The organism is uncultured Comamonas sp. (assembly GCF_964277875.1).
GTDB lineage: Bacteria > Pseudomonadota > Gammaproteobacteria > Burkholderiales > Burkholderiaceae_C > Comamonas > Comamonas sediminis.
Genome location: NZ_CAXYJV010000035.1, coordinates 1 through 19,753, shown reverse-complemented (window position 1 = coordinate 19,753; position 19,753 = coordinate 1). Strand labels below are relative to the sequence as shown.

19 protein-coding genes and 2 tRNA genes are annotated in these 19,753 nt (G+C 64.8%); 6 read left to right on the top strand and 15 right to left on the bottom strand.

The features are described 5' to 3' along the window. Window positions 1-12 precede the first annotated feature (12 nt). The 4 genes from ACHWUQ_RS12680 to ACHWUQ_RS12665 are packed head-to-tail and all read left to right on the top strand — an operon-like array spanning window position 13 to window position 3,940. The gene (locus ACHWUQ_RS12680) at window positions 13-1,038 is read left to right on the top strand and encodes a tripartite tricarboxylate transporter substrate binding protein (protein WP_312413336.1); all 1,026 of its coding nucleotides are present in this window, start codon (window positions 13-15) and stop codon (window positions 1,036-1,038) included. 14 nt (window positions 1,039-1,052) lie between these two features. Next, on the top strand, window positions 1,053-2,285 hold the full coding sequence (locus tag ACHWUQ_RS12675) for an ABC transporter substrate-binding protein (protein WP_394681351.1): 1,233 nt from the start codon (window positions 1,053-1,055) through the stop codon (window positions 2,283-2,285). Window positions 2,286-2,296: 11 nt separating this feature from the next. Continuing rightward, on the top strand, window positions 2,297-3,460 hold the full coding sequence (locus ACHWUQ_RS12670) for an NADH:flavin oxidoreductase/NADH oxidase (RefSeq protein ID WP_394681350.1): 1,164 nt from the start codon (window positions 2,297-2,299) through the stop codon (window positions 3,458-3,460). Between the two features lie 42 nt (window positions 3,461-3,502). After that, window positions 3,503-3,940: a hypothetical protein gene (locus ACHWUQ_RS12665; RefSeq protein WP_312835400.1), complete on the top strand. Its 438-nt coding sequence runs from the start codon at window positions 3,503-3,505 to the stop codon at window positions 3,938-3,940. Between the two features lie 11 nt (window positions 3,941-3,951). Here ACHWUQ_RS12665 and ACHWUQ_RS12660 read toward each other — a convergent pair whose 3' ends face one another. The 13 genes from ACHWUQ_RS12660 to ACHWUQ_RS12600 all read right to left on the bottom strand — a co-directional run bounded on the left by ACHWUQ_RS12660 (window position 3,952) and on the right by ACHWUQ_RS12600 (window position 16,622). Further along, a complete protein-coding gene (locus tag ACHWUQ_RS12660) occupies window positions 3,952-4,395 on the bottom strand; it encodes a hypothetical protein (protein WP_394681349.1) in 444 nt (147 codons plus the stop codon). Continuing rightward, window positions 4,382-5,557: a TadE/TadG family type IV pilus assembly protein gene (locus tag ACHWUQ_RS12655; protein ID WP_394681348.1), complete on the bottom strand. Its 1,176-nt coding sequence runs from the start codon at window positions 5,555-5,557 to the stop codon at window positions 4,382-4,384. The genes ACHWUQ_RS12660 and ACHWUQ_RS12655 overlap by 14 nt, the downstream gene beginning before the upstream one ends. Window positions 5,558-5,568: 11 nt before the next feature. Next, window positions 5,569-5,877, bottom strand: a complete 309-nt coding sequence (locus tag ACHWUQ_RS12650; protein WP_239809095.1) for a DUF192 domain-containing protein — start codon at window positions 5,875-5,877, stop codon at window positions 5,569-5,571. Between the two features lie 11 nt (window positions 5,878-5,888). Then, window positions 5,889-6,776, bottom strand: a complete 888-nt coding sequence (locus tag ACHWUQ_RS12645) for a type II secretion system F family protein (RefSeq protein WP_239809096.1) — start codon at window positions 6,774-6,776, stop codon at window positions 5,889-5,891. Window positions 6,777-6,779: 3 nt separating this feature from the next. Then, a complete protein-coding gene (locus ACHWUQ_RS12640; protein ID WP_394681347.1) occupies window positions 6,780-7,637 on the bottom strand; it encodes a type II secretion system F family protein in 858 nt (285 codons plus the stop codon). Further along, complete coding sequence (locus ACHWUQ_RS12635; protein ID WP_239809098.1) at window positions 7,634-9,301, bottom strand: ATPase, T2SS/T4P/T4SS family; 1,668 nt, start codon at window positions 9,299-9,301, stop codon at window positions 7,634-7,636. Before ACHWUQ_RS12635 ends, ACHWUQ_RS12640 begins: the two co-directional genes overlap by 4 nt. A gap of 30 nt (window positions 9,302-9,331) precedes the next feature. Continuing rightward, window positions 9,332-11,002: a type II and III secretion system protein family protein gene (locus tag ACHWUQ_RS12630; protein ID WP_394681346.1), complete on the bottom strand. Its 1,671-nt coding sequence runs from the start codon at window positions 11,000-11,002 to the stop codon at window positions 9,332-9,334. Between the two features lie 87 nt (window positions 11,003-11,089). Continuing rightward, window positions 11,090-12,106 carry a Flp pilus assembly protein CpaB gene (cpaB, locus tag ACHWUQ_RS12625; protein WP_394681345.1) on the bottom strand — a complete coding sequence of 339 codons (1,017 nt, stop codon included), beginning with the start codon at window positions 12,104-12,106 and terminating at the stop codon, window positions 11,090-11,092. Next, window positions 12,100-12,249 carry a hypothetical protein gene (locus ACHWUQ_RS12620; RefSeq protein ID WP_394681344.1) on the bottom strand — a complete coding sequence of 50 codons (150 nt, stop codon included), beginning with the start codon at window positions 12,247-12,249 and terminating at the stop codon, window positions 12,100-12,102. The genes cpaB and ACHWUQ_RS12620 overlap by 7 nt, the downstream gene beginning before the upstream one ends. 71 nt (window positions 12,250-12,320) lie before the next feature. Further along, window positions 12,321-13,097 carry a hypothetical protein gene (locus ACHWUQ_RS12615; protein ID WP_394681343.1) on the bottom strand — a complete coding sequence of 259 codons (777 nt, stop codon included), beginning with the start codon at window positions 13,095-13,097 and terminating at the stop codon, window positions 12,321-12,323. 2 nt (window positions 13,098-13,099) lie between these two features. Continuing rightward, window positions 13,100-14,173: a hypothetical protein gene (locus ACHWUQ_RS12610; protein ID WP_312530903.1), complete on the bottom strand. Its 1,074-nt coding sequence runs from the start codon at window positions 14,171-14,173 to the stop codon at window positions 13,100-13,102. Next, window positions 14,173-15,972 carry a hypothetical protein gene (locus ACHWUQ_RS12605; protein ID WP_312530905.1) on the bottom strand — a complete coding sequence of 600 codons (1,800 nt, stop codon included), beginning with the start codon at window positions 15,970-15,972 and terminating at the stop codon, window positions 14,173-14,175. The genes ACHWUQ_RS12610 and ACHWUQ_RS12605 overlap by 1 nt, the downstream gene beginning before the upstream one ends. Before the next feature lie 332 nt (window positions 15,973-16,304). Then, on the bottom strand, window positions 16,305-16,622 hold the full coding sequence (locus tag ACHWUQ_RS12600; protein WP_373450503.1) for a pilus assembly protein: 318 nt from the start codon (window positions 16,620-16,622) through the stop codon (window positions 16,305-16,307). A gap of 712 nt (window positions 16,623-17,334) precedes the next feature. On the opposite strand from ACHWUQ_RS12600, the gene ACHWUQ_RS12595 reads away from it, so the two are divergent. Both ACHWUQ_RS12595 and ACHWUQ_RS12590 read left to right on the top strand, forming a co-directional pair. Beyond that, window positions 17,335-18,369 carry a helix-turn-helix domain-containing protein gene (locus ACHWUQ_RS12595; RefSeq protein ID WP_394681342.1) on the top strand — a complete coding sequence of 345 codons (1,035 nt, stop codon included), beginning with the start codon at window positions 17,335-17,337 and terminating at the stop codon, window positions 18,367-18,369. 125 nt (window positions 18,370-18,494) lie between these two features. Beyond that, window positions 18,495-18,833 (top strand): hypothetical protein, encoded by a 339-nt coding sequence (locus ACHWUQ_RS12590; RefSeq protein ID WP_394681341.1) that lies wholly within the window; start codon window positions 18,495-18,497, stop codon window positions 18,831-18,833. 442 nt (window positions 18,834-19,275) lie between these two features. Here ACHWUQ_RS12590 and ACHWUQ_RS12585 read toward each other — a convergent pair. Together ACHWUQ_RS12585 and ACHWUQ_RS12580 are read right to left on the bottom strand one after the other, a co-directional pair. Then, window positions 19,276-19,364: transfer RNA gene (locus tag ACHWUQ_RS12585), tRNA-Leu, on the bottom strand. 242 nt (window positions 19,365-19,606) lie between these two features. Beyond that, window positions 19,607-19,682: transfer RNA gene (locus ACHWUQ_RS12580), tRNA-Gly, on the bottom strand. Window positions 19,683-19,753: the final 71 nt, after the last annotated feature.

The following is a 19,753-nucleotide window of genomic DNA, read 5'->3' as shown; positions in this document are numbered from 1 at the left end:
GGAGACAATGCCATGAACGACCAACTTCCCCCAGCCCAAGCACCTGCCAACCGGGACCGACGACGGTGGTTGCTGCGCAACGCCGCCTGGGGTGCAGCCAGCCTGCTGGCCAGCCACCCGGCCTGGGCGCAAAGCCCCTACCCGTCCCGCCCGGTGCGGCTGGTCGTGCCGTTTGCGGCAGGGGGCGCCACCGATGTGCTGGGCCGCTTGCTGGCCAAGGCGCTGGAGCCGGGCCTGGGCCAGCCGGTGGTCGTCGACAACAAGGTCGGCGCGGCCGGCGCCATCGGTGCCACCCAGGTGGCCCATGCCGAGCCCGATGGCTACAACGTGCTAATGGGCGGCGTGGGCACCAATATCGTGCTAGAGCACACGATGCCCGACCTGGGCTACCGGCCCCAGCGCGACTTTGCCGCCGTCGCCTCGATCTGCAATGTGGACTATGTGCTGGTGGTGGCGCAGGACAGCCCCTACCAGACCTTGGGCGAGCTGCTGGCCGATGCGAAGAAGACACCGGACAAGCTGCGCTACATGTCCACCGGGCCGCTGGGCCCGCTGCATGTGGCCATGGAGTACCTGGGCAAGCTCAGCGGCGCGCAGATGATCCATGCGCCCTACAAGGGCGAGGCTCCCGCGCTGCCGGACCTGCTGCAGCAGCGGGTGGACATGGGCATGATGACGGCGCTCTTCACCCGGCCGCAGGTGCAGTCGGGCAAGCTGCGCGTGCTGGCCACGTTGAGCGCGCAGCGCATGGCCTCCTGGCCCGAGATCGCCACGGTGGCCGAGCTGGGCTACCCCGGTTTTGCCGCGCCGATCTGGAACGGCTTTTTTGTGCCACGCAAGACCGGCGCCGAGGTGGTGGACCGCCTGGGCAAGGTCACCGTGGCCCAGCTGCAGGCGCCCGAGCTGAAGAACCTGCTCGAAAAACAAGGGGTATCCGTCACCGCCCAGGGCCCGGACGCCTACGAGAAATTCCTGCAGGCCGAGCGCCTGCGCTGGCAACAGATGATCCGCGAATCCCAGGTACTGACAAAAAGCTGAACAGGAGACAAGACATGGTTATCTCTCACATCCGCGCGCTGCGCGCCCCCCTCCCACCGCTGGGCCTGGCCGCAGCGCTGCTGTGCCTGCCGCTGGGCGCCATGGCGCAATCGGGCCCGCCGGTGCGCATCGGCCTGATCGTCGACCAGTCGGGCGTCTACTCGGCCATCACCGGCAAGGGCAGCATCACGGCTGCCCAGATGGCGCTGGACGAGGCCGGAGGACAGGTGCTGGGCCGCAAGGTCGAGCTGCTGACCTTTGACCACCAGAGCAAGGCCGACTCGGCAGCGGCCAAGGCGCGCGAATGGTACGACAACGGCGTGGACGCGATCCAGGACGTGGGCGGCTCGGCAGCCGCGCTGGCGGTGCTGAACATCGCCAAGGAAAAGGGCAAGGTGCTGGTGATGAGCGGCCCGGCCAGCGACCGCATCACTGGCGACATGTGCGGCCCGACCGTGGCCCACTGGGCCTACAACTCCTATTCGCTGGCCAATGCCGTGGGCAAGGCTGCAGCCGAGAAGTTCGGCAAGCAGTGGTATTTTCTGACCGCCGACTACTCCGGCGGCTATGACATCGTCAAGGCCACCACCCAGGCGATCAGCACGGTCGGCGGCAAGGTGATCGGCGAGACCCGGCACCCGCTCAATGGCTCGGATTTCTCGTCCGCCGTGGTGCAGGCCCAGGCCAGCAAGGCCGATGTGATCGGCCTGGCCAACTTTGGCAATGACCTGGTCAACTCGATCAAGGCCGCGCGCGAATTCGGCATCACCCCCGAGAGCAGGCAAAAGCTCGCGTCACTGCTGATGTACATCAACGATGTGCATTCGGTAGGCCTGCGCACCGCGCAGGGCATGCTGCTGTCCGAGGCCTTTTACTGGGACATGAATGACGAGACGCGTGCCTTCTCGAAGAAGTACTTCGCCAAGGTCAATGCCATGCCCAATATGAGCCAGATGGGCGCCTACTCCTCCCTCAAGCACTACCTGAAGGCGGTGGAGGCCGCAGGCAGCACCGATGCCAAGGCGGTGATGGCCAAGATGCGCGAGATGCCGATCAACGATGTGTTCACCAAGAATGGGCGCCTGCGCGAGGACGGCATGATGGTGCACGACATGTACCTGTTCCAGGTCAAGTCACCGCAGGAGTCCAAGGCCCCTTGGGACTACTACAAGGTCATCAGCACGGTGCCGGCCGACAAGGCCTTCCTGCCGCTGTCCGAGTCGGCCTGCCCGCTGGTCAAGAAGTAGGCCGCCGCACCATGGCCCACCGCGAAACCCAGAACCAGCTTTTCAGCCCGCTGCAGCTGCGCGATGTCGTGCTCAAGAACCGCATCGCGGCCGCCCCGATGTGGCAGTACCAGGGCCGCCATGGCCGGGTGCAGGATTGGCATCTGATGCACCTGGGCCGCCTGGCCGCAGGCGGCAGCGGCCTGGTGCTCCAGGAAGGCACCGGCGTGGAGCGGCGTGGCGCCGGCACCTTGGGCGATATAGGGCTGTGGCAGGACGACATGGTCGCGCCCTTGCAGCGCATCGTGCAGCTGATGCGCGACTGCGGCACCACGCCCGGCATCCAGCTGATGCATGCCGGCCGCAAGGCCCGGCAGCTGACACCGGCCCAGGGCCGGGGCCCCCTGCCCTGCCAGCCCGATATCGCCGACTGGGATGCCTGGACGCCGATGGGCCCCAGTGCGATCCCGGCGGGCAAGGGACTGGAGACGCCGCTGCCCATGTCGCTGCAGCACATCCAGCAGGTGGTGGAGGCCTTTGCCGCGGCCGCCGGCCGCGCCGCGCGCGCGGGCTACCAGGTGCTGGAGCTGCATGCCGGCCATGGCTATCTGCTGCACAGCTTTTTGTCACCGCTGGCCAACCAGCGCGGCGATGCCTGGGGTGGCAGCTTTGACAACCGCTGCCGGCTGCTGCTGAGCGTCGTCGAAGCGGTGCGTGCCGTATGGCCAGCGGGCCTGCCGCTGTTGGTGCGGCTGTCCTGCACCGATGGCGCGCCCGGCGGCTGGACCTTGGAAGACAGCATCGCGCTGGTCCAGCGCCTGCTGCCGCTGGGGGTGGATGTGATCGACTGCTCGTCGGGCGGCATTGCCGGCTCGCCATTGCGCGGCGGCGCGCTGGCCACCTATGGCTACCAGGTGGAACTGGCCTCGGCCATCAAGGCCGCCACCGGCGCCCGCACGATGGCTGTGGGCCTGATCGTGCATGCGCAACAGGCCGAAGCCATTTTGCGCAGCGGCGACGCGGACCTGGTGGCACTGGCGCGCGAGCTGATCTACAACCCCAACTGGCCGATGGATGCGGCGCAAAAGCTGCAGGATGCGCAGGACTTCCAGATGCTGACCAGGAACGAAGCGTTCTGGCTGGAGCGGCGCAAGGCCACCACACCGGATCTGCAGCCGTCCACCTTTGTGCGCTGAAGGCGTTGACGGCACCGGGCCGGGCAATGCCACAATGCGGCGATGCGCCTGTCCTCTATCGTCCTTCCCCTGGCATTGCTTGTACTGCTGGCCAGCGCCGGCTGCAAGCAAATCCCCTATTCGCCGTTGCCGGCACCGCCGACCGGCATCCGCTACGAGCCTGGCGCCAACAGCGCGGGCATTGCGCGCATGTCAGAGACTGAGCTGCTGCGCCAAAAGCGCCTGGCCCAGGGGGGCGACAAACGTGCGGCCTTCAACGTCTACCAGCATCTGCGCTCGGTAGAGAACGATGATGCCCAGGCGCGCGACTGGCTGATCCTGGCGGCCGACCTGGGCCATGCGCCGGCGCAGTACAACCTGGCCCAGATCGGCATGTATGAACAGGACAGCGCCAGCGCGCTGTACTGGGCAAAACGGGCCAGGGCCTCGGGCTATGCGCATGCGGCCGAGCTGGTGCAGTCGCTGGAGAACCCCGAATAGACGCGAAGCGATCAGCGGGCCGGTGGCAGGCGCGCCAGCTCGGCAGTCAACGCGCGCACATCGGCCAGCGCGCGGGTCTGGTCGGCCGGTGCCGCGCTGGCGGCCGATCCTCCCAGGGCCTGGGAGAAGCCCTGCAGCACCTGCTGGGCCTTTTTCAGCTCGGTCTCCAGGATAAGGCGGCGCTCGTCCTGGCCAAAAGCTGCGCGCTCAGGCGGGCGTGGGCTTGGCGACCGGGTGTGGATTGGGGCAGGTGCGGATGCGACCGTGCGCAGCGTGCGGCGCGCGGGCGTTGCAACTGCGGCCTTGCAACCGGGTCCGGCGGCGGCGGCACCGCCAAGGATGTATTCCACGCCCTCATCCTTGCACACCGTCTGCGCACCGGCTGGCAAAGCGCCCAGCGCGGCAGACAGCAGCAGCACGGCCGCTGCCGTCAATGCCCCGTCAGCGTGCCGCATCGAATGGATTGGGAACATTCTCCACCCCCATCGGATTTGTCCAGATTGCAGGGCAGAAGGCATTGCGCAGGCCCACCACGTCCTGGAGGCCATCAAGCGCTGCATTGCCCACATGCGCGGTCACCCACTGCGCCCCGTTGCGGATATTGCCGACCAGGTCGGGCACCAGGGTCGCATAGTCGCCCAGGCCGCTGTTGCCGTCGGCCACATCCCATTTGAAGCTGGCATTGAGGTCCGAGGTATCGCGCGCCGGCCCAAAGGAATAGAAGGGATGCCAGTACAGGGACGACTGCATGCCGACCGAGGCCTCCTGCGTCAGCGGAAAGCGGTCGTTCGACAGAAAGAACGCATCGATGGCCGAGACACCGGTGGCATCGGCACCGGGCACGTCGTCGCCGGTCGTCAGCACCGAGCCGATGTGCCTGGAGACATAGCGGTAGCCCTGCATCGCCTTGATGATGATGGGCCCGGCAATCGGCACGCTGAGCTTGTAGCCGTAGTGCACCCGCAGGTGCAGGATATTGGTCTCGCCCAAGGTCTTGTTGGAGACCGCACCGCGCAGCCGCGCATCTTCCAGATTCGGGGTGTCGCCGTTGTAGGTGTCGGTCGCGCCGGTACGCGCATCGCGCTCATAGGGCAACGGCTTGCGGTAGCGCAGGCTGTCGTTGGGGATGCGAACGATGCCCCGCGATTCGCCATAGTTCTCCACCATCGCCCAGTCCAGAAAAGTGTTCTGCGTCGGGTTGACATACTCGATGCAGCTGCCCTGGATCAAATCGGTGTTGGTGTTGACCCAGCCCCTGAGCAGGCTCGAGACACTGGCGTCCGACACATACAGCGGCATCATGCCGCGCACAAAACCTTGCCAGACGCTGCCCTTGGTCAGTGCGGACTTGACGTTGCCCAGGCTCACGTCGGCCAGCATGCCCTTCTTGGCCAGCGGAATGCGCAGGTCATAGGGCAGCGGCAGCGCATTGTTGAGCGAGCCCACACGCGCAGCCTCGTTGGCGGCGTACTGCAAGGTCAGCCTGGCGCGGTAGATCAGCGCAAACTGGACCAGCGACAGCGTGAACACCAGCACCACCGGCAGCGCGATCAAGGTCTCCGTCATCGACACGCCGCGCTGCCGGGCGCGGCTTGCAGGCTTGAGCGTCATGCGCATGTCAACCCCTTTCAACACAGTTGCAGCCGCTGGCCCGGTGCCAGCCCCAGGCGCGCAGCCTCGCCGCTGCGCAGCTCCAGCACACCTTGAGCGCCCCGGCACCAGGCCATGCGCCAAGGCGCCAGGCCGGCGCTGATGCGCAGCACCTGCTGCTGCGCATCGACAAACACCACATCGATCGCGTAGCGCATGAAGCAGGTATGCACGGCCGCGCAGCGCTCGAACACCAGCGCCTCGCCACTGCCGGGCGGCGGACGAAAGATCAGGCCAAAGGCGCGTTCGGAAAAGCGCTCGGCCACCTGTGCTTTGAGTGCTGGCATGCCGGGCACCTTCATTTCAAGGTCTGGTACATCTGCACCGCGAGTGGAAAAAAGATCACCATGAAGGTGACCGGAAAGATAAAGATCACCAGCGGACCGAGCATCTTCACGGGCGCTTCCATCGCCAGTTTCTCGGCGTGCTGGAAGCGCTCGGTACGGCGCTGCTCGGAGATGGCGACCAGGGTGTCGGTCACGCTGGCACCCAGCGATTCGGCCTGCGTCAGGTTGGAGACCAGGCCGCGCACATGCTTGTTGTCCATGCGCTCGGCCATCGCGTTGAAGGCCTCGGTACGGCTCATGCCCGTGCGCATTTCGCGCAGCAGGCGCTCGAGCTCTTCGTGCATGGCGCCGCTGGGTCCCTTCTGCACCGCCTGCGAGATCGCCGCCGTCAAGCCCAGACCGGCCTGGCAGCACAAGGTGATCAGATCGAGGTAGCCGGGCAAGGTGCGCAGCACTTCCTTGTCGCGGCGCTTCTTGCGGTCGTTGACCCAGATAGCCGGCAGCATCCAGCCCAACAGCAGGCCTGCCAGGCAGGCCAGGCGCACCCACTGCCCATCGATCTTCAGTGCCATCGCCGCGCCGGTGAAGGCCAGCGCCACCGCCGTCATCGCGATCACGCGCACGGCGATGATCTCCTCGGCCTTGAGCACATACTCCAGGCCGGCCAGCTGCAGCTTGCGCTTCCAGCGCAGCAGGCTGGAGGTGGGCGCGATCTCCGAGACATGGAACTGCAGCACGTTGACCGCCGGCCAGATGAGCCGGATGCCCCATGGAAGCGGGTCCATGTGCTCGCGCACCGACGGCCGGGCCTTGCGCACAATGGCCACGAAGTACAGCAGGATGATGGCCGCCATCACAGCGGACAGAAAGATGGCGGCGAGCAGAATGGCGTTTTTCATGGCTCAGATGTCGATGGCGACAATTTTCTTGATGGACATATAGCCCAGGGTGAGCATCACGATCATCACGGCCAGTACCCCCCAGCCGATGGGGGTGACAAACAGCAGGTGCATGGTCGGCTGCATCAGGTACAGAATGCCGCCCAGCACCACGGGGAACATGGTCATCACCAGGCCCTGGATGCGGCCTTGCGCCGTCAGCGCCTTGATGCGCCCTTCCAGCATGGCTTTCTTGCGCAGGGTCTCGGCCAGCAGCTGCAGCGGCTCGGACAGGTTGCCCCCCACTTCCTTGGCCACCCGCAAGGCCACCACCACGAGCATGAAGTCCGGAATCTGGATGCGCCGCGCCATGTTCTGCACCGCGTCGTCAAAAGACAGGCCAATGCGCTGCTCCTTGAGCACAATCGCGAACTCATCGCCCAGCGGGCCTTTCTGGTCACGCACCAGAATCTGCAGCGCCACCGACAGTGCACTGCCGGCGCGCAATGCGCTGGCAATGAAGAGCAAGGCATCGGGCAGCTCGGCCTCGATGCGTTCGCGCCGCTTCTTGCGCTGCCAGGCAAAGTAGCGCGCCGGCAGAAAGTACACGGCGCCGCAGACCACCACCACCAGCAACCAGTTGCGGGCCACCAGGTAGGCAAGGATGCCGGCCACCACCACCATGGCCATATGGCCGGTGGCCAGGGTCAGCGCCTTTTGCGCATGGAACTCCGAGATGCCCAGGATCCGGAGGCCGCGGCCGCGCAGGTAGACGTTGGACCGGTTGCGCCACTCGCCCAGGCGGCTGTAGACCAGCCAGCCCGAGAGCACCACAAAGCCGGCAGCTGCCAGCAGAAAGCCGAAGAACTGCCAATTCTTCATACCGGCTCTCCCTGGAAGAACAACTCCTCCATGTTCACCGGTACTCCGTGTTCCACCAGCCTGGAGACAAAGTCCGGGATCACCCCGGTGGCCTCGAACCGGCCCTGGGTGCGGAACTCGGCATCCAGCCCGGTCTTGCGGAACACAAAGATGTCCTGCATCTGGATCACGCCATCGGTGCAGTGGAGCACCTCGGTGATCTGGGTCACCTTGCGGCTGCCGCAGGGAAAGCGGGTGAGCTGCACCATCAGGTGGATCGCCGATGCGATCTGCTCGCGGATGGCGGTGACGGGAATGTTCATGCCCGCCATCGTCACCAGCACTTCCATGCGGGCTGCGGCATCGCGCGGCGAGTTCGCATGCAAGGTGGTGAGCGAGCCGTCGTGGCCGGTGTTCATGGCCTGCAGCATGTCCAGCGCCTCGCCGCTGCGGCACTCGCCGACGACGATGCGGTCCGGGCGCATCCGCAGCGAGTTCTTGACCAGGTCCCGGATCGACACGGCGCCCTTGCCTTCGACGTTGGCCGGGCGTGCCTCCAGCGACACCAGGTTGGGCTGGTTCAGCGAGAGCTCGGCCGCATCCTCCACCGTCAGGATGCGTTCGTCGTTGGGGATGAAATTGGACATCATGTTCAGCAACGTGGTCTTGCCGGTGCCGGTGCCGCCCGAGACCACGATGTTGAGCTTGTTCTCCACCGCCAGCTGCAGAAAGTCGACCATGGCCTGCGAGATCGACTGGTATTGCACCATGCCCTCTGCACCCATGCGCTTCTTCGGAAACTTGCGGATGGTGATGCTGGGGCCGCGAATCGCCAGCGGCGGGATGATGGCGTTCACGCGCGAGCCGTCTTTGAGGCGCGCATCGACCATCGGCGAGCTCTCGTCGATCCGCCGGCCCAGCGGCGTCACGATGCGCTCGATCGCACCGTTGACCGCCAGGTCGCTGGTGAAGGACACATCGGTGCGCTCGAGGCGGCCGCGCCGCTCGATCCAGATTTCGTCAAAGCGGTTGACCATCACCTCGGTCACCGAGTCGTCCTGCAGCAGCACCTCCAGCGGGCCCAGGCCAATCGCCTCGTCCAGCAGCTGCTGGCTCAGCTCGGTGCGGTCAATGGTCTCGGGCAGGTTGGGCGTGTCGCGGATGATCTCGGCAATCAGCGCGCGCACGTTGGAGCGCAGCTCGTCGTCCTTCATCTTGATGGTGTCGATGCGGCGCGCTTCCAGCTGCTCGAGCAGCTGGCGGTGCAGCAGGCGGCGCCACTGCAGCAGCGGGTCTTCCTGGCGCGGCTGGCTGCGCGCGGGACGCGGGTGCTCCAGCGCAGGCGGTGCGCCCGGGTCCGGTGCCTGGGATTCTTCGCGGGGTCCCGCGAGCTTCTCATCGAGCAGCACGATGATGGAGTGCCCGCCGACGACCACCTCCTCCCCCCCTCGGCAGGGGCCATAGCGGGTCACGCGCTCGTTGTTGACCCAGGTGCCAAACAGGCTGCCCCGGTCTTCGATGAAGACCTCGCCGTCATGCAGCATCACCACCGCATGGTCGCGGGCCACGTTCCAGCCCGTCAGGTGCAGGGAGCGGTCTGCGGATTTGCCGATGGTGAAGGTCTCGGCGCCGAGTTCGAACTCCTGCGCCTTCTGGCGGGGCGAATGGACTAGTAACTTATGCACGGTCTTCTCCGGAATCAGCGGCCGCAGCCGTCAGTTGTGCGAATAGCTGTCGGGGTCCAGACCCCGCTCGGGCATCGGCGGCTCGGCCTTCCTGGAGTTGCGGTAGAGGTCTTCGGTCAGGTCGGTAAAGCCATTGGAGATCTGCTCCTCCATCTGCTGGCTGCGCTCCAGGCGGGGGCGCGAATCGCGCGCGGTGACCACACGCGGGGTGATGAACACCACGGTCTCGATCTGGGTGTCGCTGTCGTTGTTGTTCTTGAAGGCCCAGCCCAGCACCGGCACATGGCGCAGGCCCGGCAGGCCATCGGTGGCGCGCGAGGACTGGCGGCTCAGCAGGCCCGAGAGGATGATGGTGTCGCCGTCATCGACATTGAACTCGCTCTCGGTGCGGCGCGTCAGCAGCCCCGGGATGCCATCGACCGAGACCGACTGGTCGATGTTGCTGACCTCGGCCAGGATCGAGCCGGAGATGTTGCCAGCGCCATCGGCCATCGGCTTGACATGCAGGCGCAGGCCATAGGGCTTGTAGTTGACCGAGCCGGTACCCAGCGCGCTCATCGCGGGCAAGGGGATTTCACCGCCCGAGAGAAAGCGCGCCTCGCCGCCGCTGCGGGTGGTGAGCTTGGGCGAGGCCAGCAGCATCGCATTGCCGCGCTGCACCTGCAGGTTGATCGCCGAGGTCAGCGCCGTGCTCAGGCCAAAGTAGTAGCGCGCCTTGCGCCGGCGCTGGTCCAGAAAGCCCTGGCCGTAGCCGCTGTCCAAGTTCAGAAAGGGCGAGTTCTCCGGCAGGATGCGGTAGCCGCCGTTGGAGGCGATATCGGAGAACAGGCCAAAGTTGAAACCACCACCGGTCGTATCCCACTTCATGCCCAGGTCGTCCAGCGCCGAGCGCGAGAACTCCACAATGCGCACATCCATCTCGATCATGCGGTCCACACGCAGGCGCTCCGAGGTGGCGAAGGATACGACGGCCGGTCCGTACATGCGCGCAATCTCCCGCAGCCGCGATACCGCAGCGGGGTCAAGGTTGGCGCCGTCGAGGATGATCTTTTCGCCGACACGCGAGACGCTCACCCCGCTGATGCCGGCGGTCAGCATCGAGATTTCGCCTTCGATGCGGTCCAGGTCGACCACATTGACGCGCGCCTTGAGGCTGCTGACCTGGCCGTCCTTGCGCCAGATATGGACCGTGCTTTCGCCGGCGTCCAGCGCCGTCAGCAGCAGGCTCTTCTGGTCCACGACACGCGCTTCCATGATCTTGCCATTGCCGACGGCCACGCGCACGACGTCGCGCAGCTCGATCAGGGTCATCTGCCCCACATAGAGCGACAGCGATGCCGGCAGGTGCCTGATCACCAGGGGCTGCACGCCACCGATGCTGGTTGCATCTGCGCCAGCCTGGGTGTTGACGCTGACCGTGGGCAAGGTGCGAAAGCCAGGCGATGTGAGAGGCGCCATCTGGCCCTCGGTATCGCGGGCGAAATCGCCCCCCTCGCCCCCTTGGCCGCGCTGCTCGGCTTCCGCCTGCAGCGAGGCACTTTGCGCAGCGCGCAGCAAATCACCGAGTGCACCGGTGGCTGCCGGCTGCGTGGTGCCGCCCGATGGCTGTGCGGCCAACAACGGCGCCGTAGGCAGGGCCAGCGCGAGCGCGGTGCAAGCCGTCGCACCCCAGTTCTGAAGGGCCGGACGGGGACGGGACATACGGATCATCAAGGAATTCATGGTCTACCAACTCTAGGGAGCGAACGGCACAGCAAGGCCAGGGAATAGATCAGCACGCAGCGGGGATCAGTAGGAGCCGGCCACGGCGGGCGCCTGGGGCGCCGGCACGCTGGCGCCAGGAACGGCCGCAGCACCCAGCAAGGCCGCCAGCGGCGTCTGCATCTGGGTCTTGACCCCGCTGCCGCCGACGATGTACTCGACCATCGCCGGTGTGCGGCTGGGCAGGGTCCGAACCGGGGGGCGCTGGGGGCGGAAGCTGTCGATGTAACTGGCCAGCTGCTGGGCGTTGGTGCCGGTGTCGAGCTTCTGGCGGTCATCGGCATTGCGCAGTGCCGCGACGATCTTGCCCAGCTTTTGCGCGAGGATCAGGCGCTGCGCATCGACCGGCGGCAGGCCCACGGTCACCGTGGTGTAGCTGCGCTGGCGGTAGGGATCGACGGTGTTGGCGATGTCGGGGCGCTTGCGCAGCTCGGAGAACTGCTCGGAGGTGATCTGGCCGGTGGCGCGCACGACTACGTCCTGCAACAGCGGCACGACGATGGCGTCCTCGGCCTGGGTGCCGCCATCCTTGTCGGCGATGAACAGGAAGTCGATATGGTCGCCCGCACGCAGCATGCCCGAGATGGTGCTGACCTCATCGACCGGAATGGTCACCGCACGCACGCCGGCTTCGAGCTCTTCGGAGAACAGCTTGCGCGGCGTCACAAAAAAGTTGGCCAGCAGTGGCTTGCCGGCGCTGATGTCCACCGACAGCTGGCGGCCCAGAAAGCCGTCGATCATGTCCGGCGTCAGCACATCGGCATGCACATAGGCCGAGGGCACGCTGCGCTTGGCCACCATCTCGGGCTGCAGTGCGGTGCCGGCGGGAATGTTCTGGATCGGCACCACCACATCGGTGCGCAGGCGTTCGGCTTCGGATTCCAGGTTGGCCTGGATCTCGCGCTCGGAGGTCTTCAGGTAGTACCAGCCCAGGCCGGCTGCGATGACCCCGAGCGTGATGGCGGCGATCAGCGGAGCGGCGCGGCGCGAACCATTGGCCAGCCGGGAGAAACGGTTCGGTTTGGGAGAGTTTGGGGTCACCATGGCAAAGAGATCGTGTAGGAATAGGAAGCCCAGGCTGCGCGGAAGGCATCGATCAGCAGCTGAAACAACGACTTGTCGGTCCCCGGCATGGGCGCGAAGAACACCGCCGCCAGCACCCCCGCGACGATCACGTACTCGGTCATGATCTGCCCCGACTGCCGGCGGCTGCGGATAACTGGGCGTGGGAGGTTCGGTGTCGGCATGCGGGAAACGGCTAGGCCTGGGGCAAGGTGTTGCTGATGACGATGGAGCAACCCACGCCGTTGTGGGCCAGAGCGATCACCGCCTCCTGGCCGCCGCGCCGCAGCACCACCTGGGCGCGCGTGCCGCCTTGGATGGTCTTGCGGCTGAGCACCGTCCAGCCGGCCACCAGCGCCTGTTCGCGGATGTAGAGCTCATTGGCCTCGACGCTCAAGGTATTGCCCCAGACGGTGGTGCGGTTGACCCGGTCAGCATCGAACGAAAAGGTGTCGGAGAACTCATCGGTGCCCATCGGCACGGCCAGGTAGCTGCGGCGCTGCAGCTGCTCGCTGACCAGTTGCGGCACCGCGCCATGCAGCCAGGCCGACGAGATGCGCACCTGCTGCTTGCCGCTGGGCAGCGGCCGGAACTCGACCGTGATGCGGAAATGGCCATCGCGCGCGCCGAGGATCGGAATGCCTTCGAGCATGGTTTCCGAGAAATCGGACTTGCCCCCCAGCCATTCCTGGTAGAAGCGCTGGGCCTGGCGGGTGTCGCCGTCGATATCAAAGGCCTGGATCTGCATGGGTATCTTGTTCTGCACGATCAACTCGGCCACCCAGTACGGCGACAGATGCTTGTCTGGAAACAGGATGACCGGCCAGGCAATGGCGCTGCCGGGTGCGGCGCGGGTTGCCAGCGGCACGGCGGCGGCCAGCGCGGCCAGCAGCAGCCAGGCCAGCGGCAACCACAGCCCTGCTGGCCGGCGGACAGCACGCACGCCACGCCTGGGCCTGTGCAACAGCATCATCGTCATGGCAAGGTGTTGACGACCGGCGGCGGCGGGAACGCGCGGTAGAAGCGGAAGCAGTCCTTGCCGTCGGGCTTCTCCAGCGGTCCGCACTCGTGCTCGCCCGGGTTGTCGTTGTAGTGCTCATTGGCAGGCACCTTCTGCAGCCACTCATAGCGGTCGAGCGGCACCGACTTCTCCTGCGCATCGCCAGGCGTCAGGCCCATCGTGAGCTTGTTGTGGTCAAAGGTGGGCCAGAGCCACTTGAGCGTGCTGCCCAGCTGCCCCAGTGGCGCGCGGAAATCCTGGTACTCCGGGCGGTCCAGCAGCTTCATCGGCACCAGCCCCTGGATCTTGGATTCCTCGCGGTTCGTGCCGCCGGCGCTCCAGGGCTCGGACAGCATGGTCACATGGTCCTTGATCTGTAACTTGAGCGGCAGCGGCGTGTCGTTCTTGTGCAAGGCCGACTCCACCTTGCCAAATTCGGTTGGGAAGCGCGCAGCGGCAAAACCGGCACCCCGCTCCAGTGCCACCTCGGTGCGCATATAGCCCTGGGTGACAAAGCGGAACTTGGCGATCGACTCGCCCTTGGCCAGGTTCTGCACCTCACCGACCTTGGAGAAGATGGTATCCATGAAGGCCGCGACCGAGGGCAGTGGTGCAGCGGTGGTCTTGGCGCTGAGCGACTCGTTGAAGTCGGGCATGCGGGCCTGGCCCGACGTGAACTCGGACACCGCCTCGCCATGCACACCCGTGTTGGTGTCCTGCATGGGATCGCGGAATACATGGCGGCGCAGGTCGTTGCTCAGCTCGGCATCGGACTTGCGGATGGCGCCGCTGGCGCCCTTGTACTGGTCGGCCGACATGACCTCGGTTTCCGTCGCCGCGGGAAACCAGACCGCGCGCTGCCAGGCATTGAGCTTGGCCGCCGCCGTGACCTGCATGCGCGCCTGGCCGTAGTCGGCAATCAACGGGACGGCCGCCATCAGCAGTGCCGCAAAACCGCTGATCAACGTGACCTCGACCAGCGCGCTGCCCTGCTGCGCGCGGTGCCGGGCACGGCGCTGCAGCGCCTTCATCGGAGGAGTCTGGAGCATCATTGCGCGGCATCCTGGTTGTCGGGCTCGCCGCCGCCAAACAGGCCATCCGACCCGCCCAGGGCGGAGCCGGCCACGGCCACGCCACGCGCCCAGATGGAGGGCTCGACATGGTGGACCTGCCAGTACGGGGAGAACAGGTTCTTGTGCTCGATATAGCCACCGGTGAAGCCGACCTTGATCGTGCGGCCGGCGATCTGCAGCGACTTGTACTGGTCCTTGGTCATGTCGCGGCGCTGCCAGCGGTCCTGCGGCCGCTTGAAATACAGCTGGGCCGAAGACAGCGCGCTCATGTCGCCACCCAGCATGCGGTCGCGCAGGCCGATGCTGTAGTCGTCCTTGGCATAGCCAAAGCCGGCTTGTTCGCCAGTGCGCACATCGCTGCCCCGGCGCGCCACCATCACCGAGATGGTCGGCCCCTTGTCGGTCAGGCTGCCCCACTTGCGGGGGTTGATGCTGGTCATCGACAGGTCGCCATACCATTTGTCCTGGTCCCGGCCCTTGAGCGTGCGCAGCTGGCGCACATCCCAGTAGCGGGGCAGCGAGAAATTCCTGGTGGCCAGCCCAATGTCGGTGCGCGGCTTGTACTTGTAGGCCGAGTTGAACTGCAGCACCGCATAAGGCACCAGCAAATTGTTGCCATCCCGGTCGCGCCCCGCCGCATAGATGGCGCTGTCGGACAGGCCGTCCGCGGTCAGCTTGCCGTAGTTGCGCTTCTCATCGCTTTGGTACTCGGGATCGGCATTGCGCGGCTTGAAGTTCTTGTCGTAGGAGCGCAAGGCCAGACGGTGGCCGGACCAGCCCTTGTCGGCATAGCCGGAGCCACCCGTGGCAGCGGCTGCGCCCAGCCCGAAATCGCCGACAAAGCGCTCGCCCAGCAGCACCCCGGCGCCGAAGATGTTCACCGAATCGGCTGATTGCCAGCGGATGCGGCCCCGCTCGTCGGCCAGGTCCGAGCCCCGGGTGGCCACCAGCTCGGTGCCGCCCTTCCACGACACCGTGCCTTTGAGCAGCTCCTGCATGGCCGTGGCTATCGGGCCGCTGGAGAGGTCAAAACTGGAGCCCTCGTTTTGCATGCCGCTGATGCCCTGACCGATCAGGCCCGGGAAAATGCGCCGGTCCTTGCTGAAGTCATCGCGTGTCGCCTGGGCCGCATGGGCAAAACGCATCGCATCAAAAAAATCGTCCTCGTCGTTGCGGCGGTCCGACGTGGTGCTGTAGAGCTTGATGAAGTTGAGAAACTCCAGCGACGAGCTGGCAATCAGCGGTGCATTGGCCGCTACCGGCAAATAGGCCTTGTCGTCGTTGTCGCTGAGCACATCCTTGGCGACGACGATGGCCTCGGGAATGCTGGCGCCGGTTGTCGCCGCCTGGGCCAGAGAGATGGCGGTGTTGAGCACCCGCAGCGCGTCCACCATGATCTGGAACGGCCGGGCCGACGGCTCGATGGCCTTGGCGATGTTGTTGGCCTGGCGCTGGTACTTGGCGGCCGCCTGCACATTGCCGCCCCACTTGACCAGGTAATTGATGGCGCTGATGAAGTCATAGCGTGCAGCAGCGGCTGCTGCCTGGGCCAGGTTCCACACGCCCTTCTGCCCCTCGATCTCCACCCGCGCCACCTGGATATTGGCCGCCGTGCTGACCACCATGCCCACCGACGTTTGAAAGCTCGCCAGCATCGCGACGCCCGCTTCATTTGCGGCCATGGCCCGATTGGTATAGGCCAGAAAATTCAATTGCCGCGCAAATACCGTCGAAGCGCTATACGTCATCGCATCGGCATTGTTTTGCAGCTTCATTTTGTCTCGCGTCACAATGGCCGTGTTATAGACCAGGAATATGCCGAGACAGACCACCGGAACCATGGCCAACAAATAGACAATCACCTGCCCTTTTTGTACGCGATCCCCGAATCGATACGAACATGGTTTATGCATGATGGCCACTATTATGTAATTCGTTGGATTCCGGAGGCCCTCCCTCCCGTTGATAGCGTAAAGCCATTATCCCAACCCGGCCCACCCAAGGGTTTGCACTGAATACCAGACGCCCACCGCAGGCAGTACCTGCTTACGCTGGGGCCAGGCGCCTGCAGCTTCGCAGCAGCGCAACCGGTTTGCGACAGCGGCTGTTATTTGGCGCCGTCGTTACCACCCTCGGTATAGGTCGACATATTCATGTTCTTCTGGGCATTGGTCAGCGCCTTGCCCGATGCTGCCTGTGCCGCAGTAATGCCTTCCTTGCCCGATTCACCACCCACTTCCTTGGCCATACCCGCAACCTGGCTGCGCACCGTCTGGCCGAAAAAGCTGAAGGCGGCAATCGCGGCAATCGCAATCAAGCCCAAGATAATGATGTATTCCGTCATGCCCTGGCCGCGCGATTTGCGCTTGGTCACCGGCATGGAAAGTCTTGCGACAGCGGATGGGGTGTGATTTGTGATATTCAAGGCGAGCTCCTCATTCATGGATCATTCGGACGAAAATGCAGTCATTTCAGAAACCATGCCATGCGACAGCGCAGCGCAATTACTGAACGGCGCAATGGTATCTATCTGTTTTCGCGATGTACATGCCATTTTTATTAAAATGTTAACAAAGTGTTTCCTTGCCTAAATAGACTGAATGAGCTTATTTGTCAAAATTAATTTGTTGCCAGATGAAATTTTTCAACTGTCATATTGATGACATCCACAGGTTATTGAACAATCCTTTGCAACCAACGCCAGTCAACACAATAATTCCATAGAAATCATGACCCAAGCCCCTAGTCCGAGGGAACGTCCCATAATTACACAACATATATATGCAATCGATATTCGATACCGTCCCAGAATAACTTGCCATAATTAGCGAGTAATCATTTCATCTGTCCAATAAATAAGCAGCATTAATCGCTGCCCCAACACATAGCAAGGGATCTGCTGCCTCCTCCGCTGTCGCGGTCTGAACATGGGCCGGCGCGAGTGCTCAGGTGGAATGTCTTGTCGACTGCAGGCCGCTGACGCGCGAAAACGCCTTACACCATGAGCCGATCCGCACGCCACGCCTTCGGAACGTACAGCGCAGAAGATCCCCGGACACGGAGAAACAAGCATGGAAAAAGGCAGACCGAAGTCAGGCATCACACTGACTGAACGGGAACGTGAACAGCTCGAAACCATGGCCACCCAGGCAGGCCAGCCCGCCCATCTGGCGGCCCGCGCCCGGATCATCCTGCGCAGCGTGGAAGGCGACAGCAACACCGCGATCGCCCAGGGCATGGGACTGACGCAGGCGACGGTGGGCAAGTGGCGGCGCCGCTTTGCCAGCCACCGCGTCGTGGGCCTGTATGACAACATGCGCCCGGGCAAGCCCCGCACGATCGATGACCGGCAGCTGCAAACCATCGCTGCCATCACCACAGCGGCAACCGCTTCTGGCGACGCCGCACCTGACAGCGTGCGCGCGCTGGCAGCGCGCACGGGCATGTCCAAGAGCAGCGTGGCGCGCTATCTGCAGCTGCTGGGCAAAACCAGGTCCCGTCCCCACTTTGCGCTCTTCAGCGATCCGCTGCTGCTGGAGCAGCTGCAGGCCCCCGCTGCGCTCTACCTGAGCGGCAGCGACAGAGCGCTGGTGATCTGCCTGGACACCAAGAGCCCGCTGAGCCTGCCCGCCGCTCCCCGCAAGGCCAGCCCATCCCACGCCCTCACCGACCATGGCAGTTGGCCGCATTCGCTCTCAACGGCGCTGTGCAAGGCACTCAGCAGCCCCTGCACAAGCCCGCCAGCGCAGTGCAAGCCCCGTCTCCGGCACCAGGAGTTTCTGGTCTTCCTGCGTGAAGTCGAAGCCATGCTGCCGCCTCATCTGGATGTGCATTGCATCCTCGACACCAGCGCGCTGAGCCAGCATCCCAGCATCAAGGCCTGGCTGGGCACGCGCCCGCACTGGTGCACACATGGCTGTGGCGACTACGCCGCCTGGCACCGGGAGCTGGGCCGCTTTCTGAGCCGGCTGGGCACCCAGCGCAGCGCGAACACGCCCAGCCGGGAATGTGCGCAGTGGCTGCAGTCTGTCGATGCATTGGCACGCCAACAAGGCGCCCATCACCGCCCCTTTCGCTGGATGGGAGCACTGCAGCCGCCGGAAGAGAACGGTACCGCCGCAAGCCCGCAGTCGCGGCCATGCGCGGAAAAACCGGACACGGGCGACCATTGAACCCCAAGGGCATGCCGGGGGCGTCTAAGCTACGCGACCGGGGAATGTAACAAAATGATGTAGCATTCCCACACTACCAAGGGGCAGATGCAGATGAATGACGCACTCCAAAGAGTCCAACGCAGATGGCAACGATGCTGACGACCGTCCGTGCGCTCCTGGTTCTGCTCCTCTGCGTGCTGGCCAGTGGGACCGAAGCGGCCAACTACCCCTGCAGCGGCGGCAAAGGCGGCATCGCGCACTGTGCGGGAACGCGCTTTGTCTGCCGCGACGGCTCCATCAGCGGCTCCAAGCGCGTCTGCACTGCCGCCGACGCAGCCACGCCAATCCTGCGTCCGCTGGTCACCGATGCCACACCCTCCCGCACGGACTGCGCCTGCCGCGCCAACCGCTATTGCACGGGTCCACGCGGCGGACGCTATTGCCTGTCCGACAGTGGCAAAAAGAGCTATTTGCGCGACTGAAGTGCCGCAGATGGCGGCCCAGCGCAAGGGGCTGGACATTCCAGCGCGGCGGTCTGCGCGGATGCGCGCGCCTGGCATAACGCACGCCCCCCTGCGCCGCTGGTCCGTTTGCGGTGCGACCGCCGTGGTGGAATGGCAAGCCGGTGCGGATCAGGCCTTCGAACGCTCGCACCGTCATCAAGAGGCCCGCGCAATGGGGTAGCACCTGTCACTATCAGCGATGGAAGATCTGCAGGACGTGCGCCGGCAGGCACGCTGCGGAAATGAAGGTGGAGATGGAGAGAGAAAGAGTGCTCTTGGAAGCTGGCCGATGACCGTCAGCCTGCCGCAGCTTAGGCGGTGGTCCGCAAGACCGTGCGGACGATCGTGGGGTGCACGCATCGCCAGCGCACCGGCGTGTCTGCCGCAGCATCGCGCCAACGCCAGCCACGCATCATCCGGGTGGTGCCTCGAGCCGGGATCGAACCGGCACGCCACTTTCGCGGCACGGGATTTTAAGTCCCGGGTGTCTACCAATTTCACCATCGAGGCACGCAGCCTGCCATTCTAGCCGCTCCCGCTGCGCTGTTGGACGAAGACAGCCCGGGAACTCCGTGTGGACACGGTAGCCCCAGCATCTGCAGATGCGCGCAGTGCCCATGACAGCGAATGCGCCAGGGGTAAACGAAGACAGGCTTCGTGCCGGTCTGTGCAGCGGCAGCAACATGCGCTAGCGTGCAGAACGCAGACGCCGAAAAGCAAAAAAGAGCCCAAAGGCTCTTTTCGCAATGTGTTGGAGCGGGAAAACGGGTTCGAACCGTCGACCTATACCTTGGCAAGGTATCGCTCTACCAACTGAGCTATTCCCGCAAAAACCAGCATGAACGGATCCACACCAGCTTTGAAACTGGAGCGGGAAAACGGGTTCGAACCGTCGACCT

What these genes read in the sequence shown, in the direction of transcription:
- ACHWUQ_RS12680 (WP_312413336.1), top strand. Translation starts at nt 13, where the DNA reads ATGAACGACCAACTTCCCCCAGCCCAAGCACCTGCCAACCGGGACCGA.
- ACHWUQ_RS12675 (WP_394681351.1), top strand. Translation starts at nt 1,053, where the DNA reads ATGGTTATCTCTCACATCCGCGCGCTGCGCGCCCCCCTCCCACCGCTG.
- ACHWUQ_RS12670 (WP_394681350.1), top strand. Translation starts at nt 2,297, where the DNA reads ATGGCCCACCGCGAAACCCAGAACCAGCTTTTCAGCCCGCTGCAGCTG.
- ACHWUQ_RS12665 (WP_312835400.1), top strand. Translation starts at nt 3,503, where the DNA reads ATGCGCCTGTCCTCTATCGTCCTTCCCCTGGCATTGCTTGTACTGCTG.
- ACHWUQ_RS12660 (WP_394681349.1), bottom strand. Translation starts at nt 4,395, where the DNA reads ATGCGGCACGCTGACGGGGCATTGACGGCAGCGGCCGTGCTGCTGCTG.
- ACHWUQ_RS12655 (WP_394681348.1), bottom strand. Translation starts at nt 5,557, where the DNA reads ATGCGCATGACGCTCAAGCCTGCAAGCCGCGCCCGGCAGCGCGGCGTG.
- ACHWUQ_RS12650 (WP_239809095.1), bottom strand. Translation starts at nt 5,877, where the DNA reads ATGCCAGCACTCAAAGCACAGGTGGCCGAGCGCTTTTCCGAACGCGCC.
- ACHWUQ_RS12645 (WP_239809096.1), bottom strand. Translation starts at nt 6,776, where the DNA reads ATGAAAAACGCCATTCTGCTCGCCGCCATCTTTCTGTCCGCTGTGATG.
- ACHWUQ_RS12640 (WP_394681347.1), bottom strand. Translation starts at nt 7,637, where the DNA reads ATGAAGAATTGGCAGTTCTTCGGCTTTCTGCTGGCAGCTGCCGGCTTT.
- ACHWUQ_RS12630 (WP_394681346.1), bottom strand. Translation starts at nt 11,002, where the DNA reads ATGTCCCGTCCCCGTCCGGCCCTTCAGAACTGGGGTGCGACGGCTTGC.
- cpaB (WP_394681345.1), bottom strand. Translation starts at nt 12,106, where the DNA reads ATGGTGACCCCAAACTCTCCCAAACCGAACCGTTTCTCCCGGCTGGCC.
- ACHWUQ_RS12620 (WP_394681344.1), bottom strand. Translation starts at nt 12,249, where the DNA reads ATGACCGAGTACGTGATCGTCGCGGGGGTGCTGGCGGCGGTGTTCTTC.
- ACHWUQ_RS12615 (WP_394681343.1), bottom strand. Translation starts at nt 13,097, where the DNA reads ATGATGCTGTTGCACAGGCCCAGGCGTGGCGTGCGTGCTGTCCGCCGG.
- ACHWUQ_RS12610 (WP_312530903.1), bottom strand. Translation starts at nt 14,173, where the DNA reads ATGCTCCAGACTCCTCCGATGAAGGCGCTGCAGCGCCGTGCCCGGCAC.
- ACHWUQ_RS12605 (WP_312530905.1), bottom strand. Translation starts at nt 15,972, where the DNA reads ATGAAGCTGCAAAACAATGCCGATGCGATGACGTATAGCGCTTCGACG.
- ACHWUQ_RS12595 (WP_394681342.1), top strand. Translation starts at nt 17,335, where the DNA reads ATGGCCACCCAGGCAGGCCAGCCCGCCCATCTGGCGGCCCGCGCCCGG.
- ACHWUQ_RS12590 (WP_394681341.1), top strand. Translation starts at nt 18,495, where the DNA reads ATGGCAACGATGCTGACGACCGTCCGTGCGCTCCTGGTTCTGCTCCTC.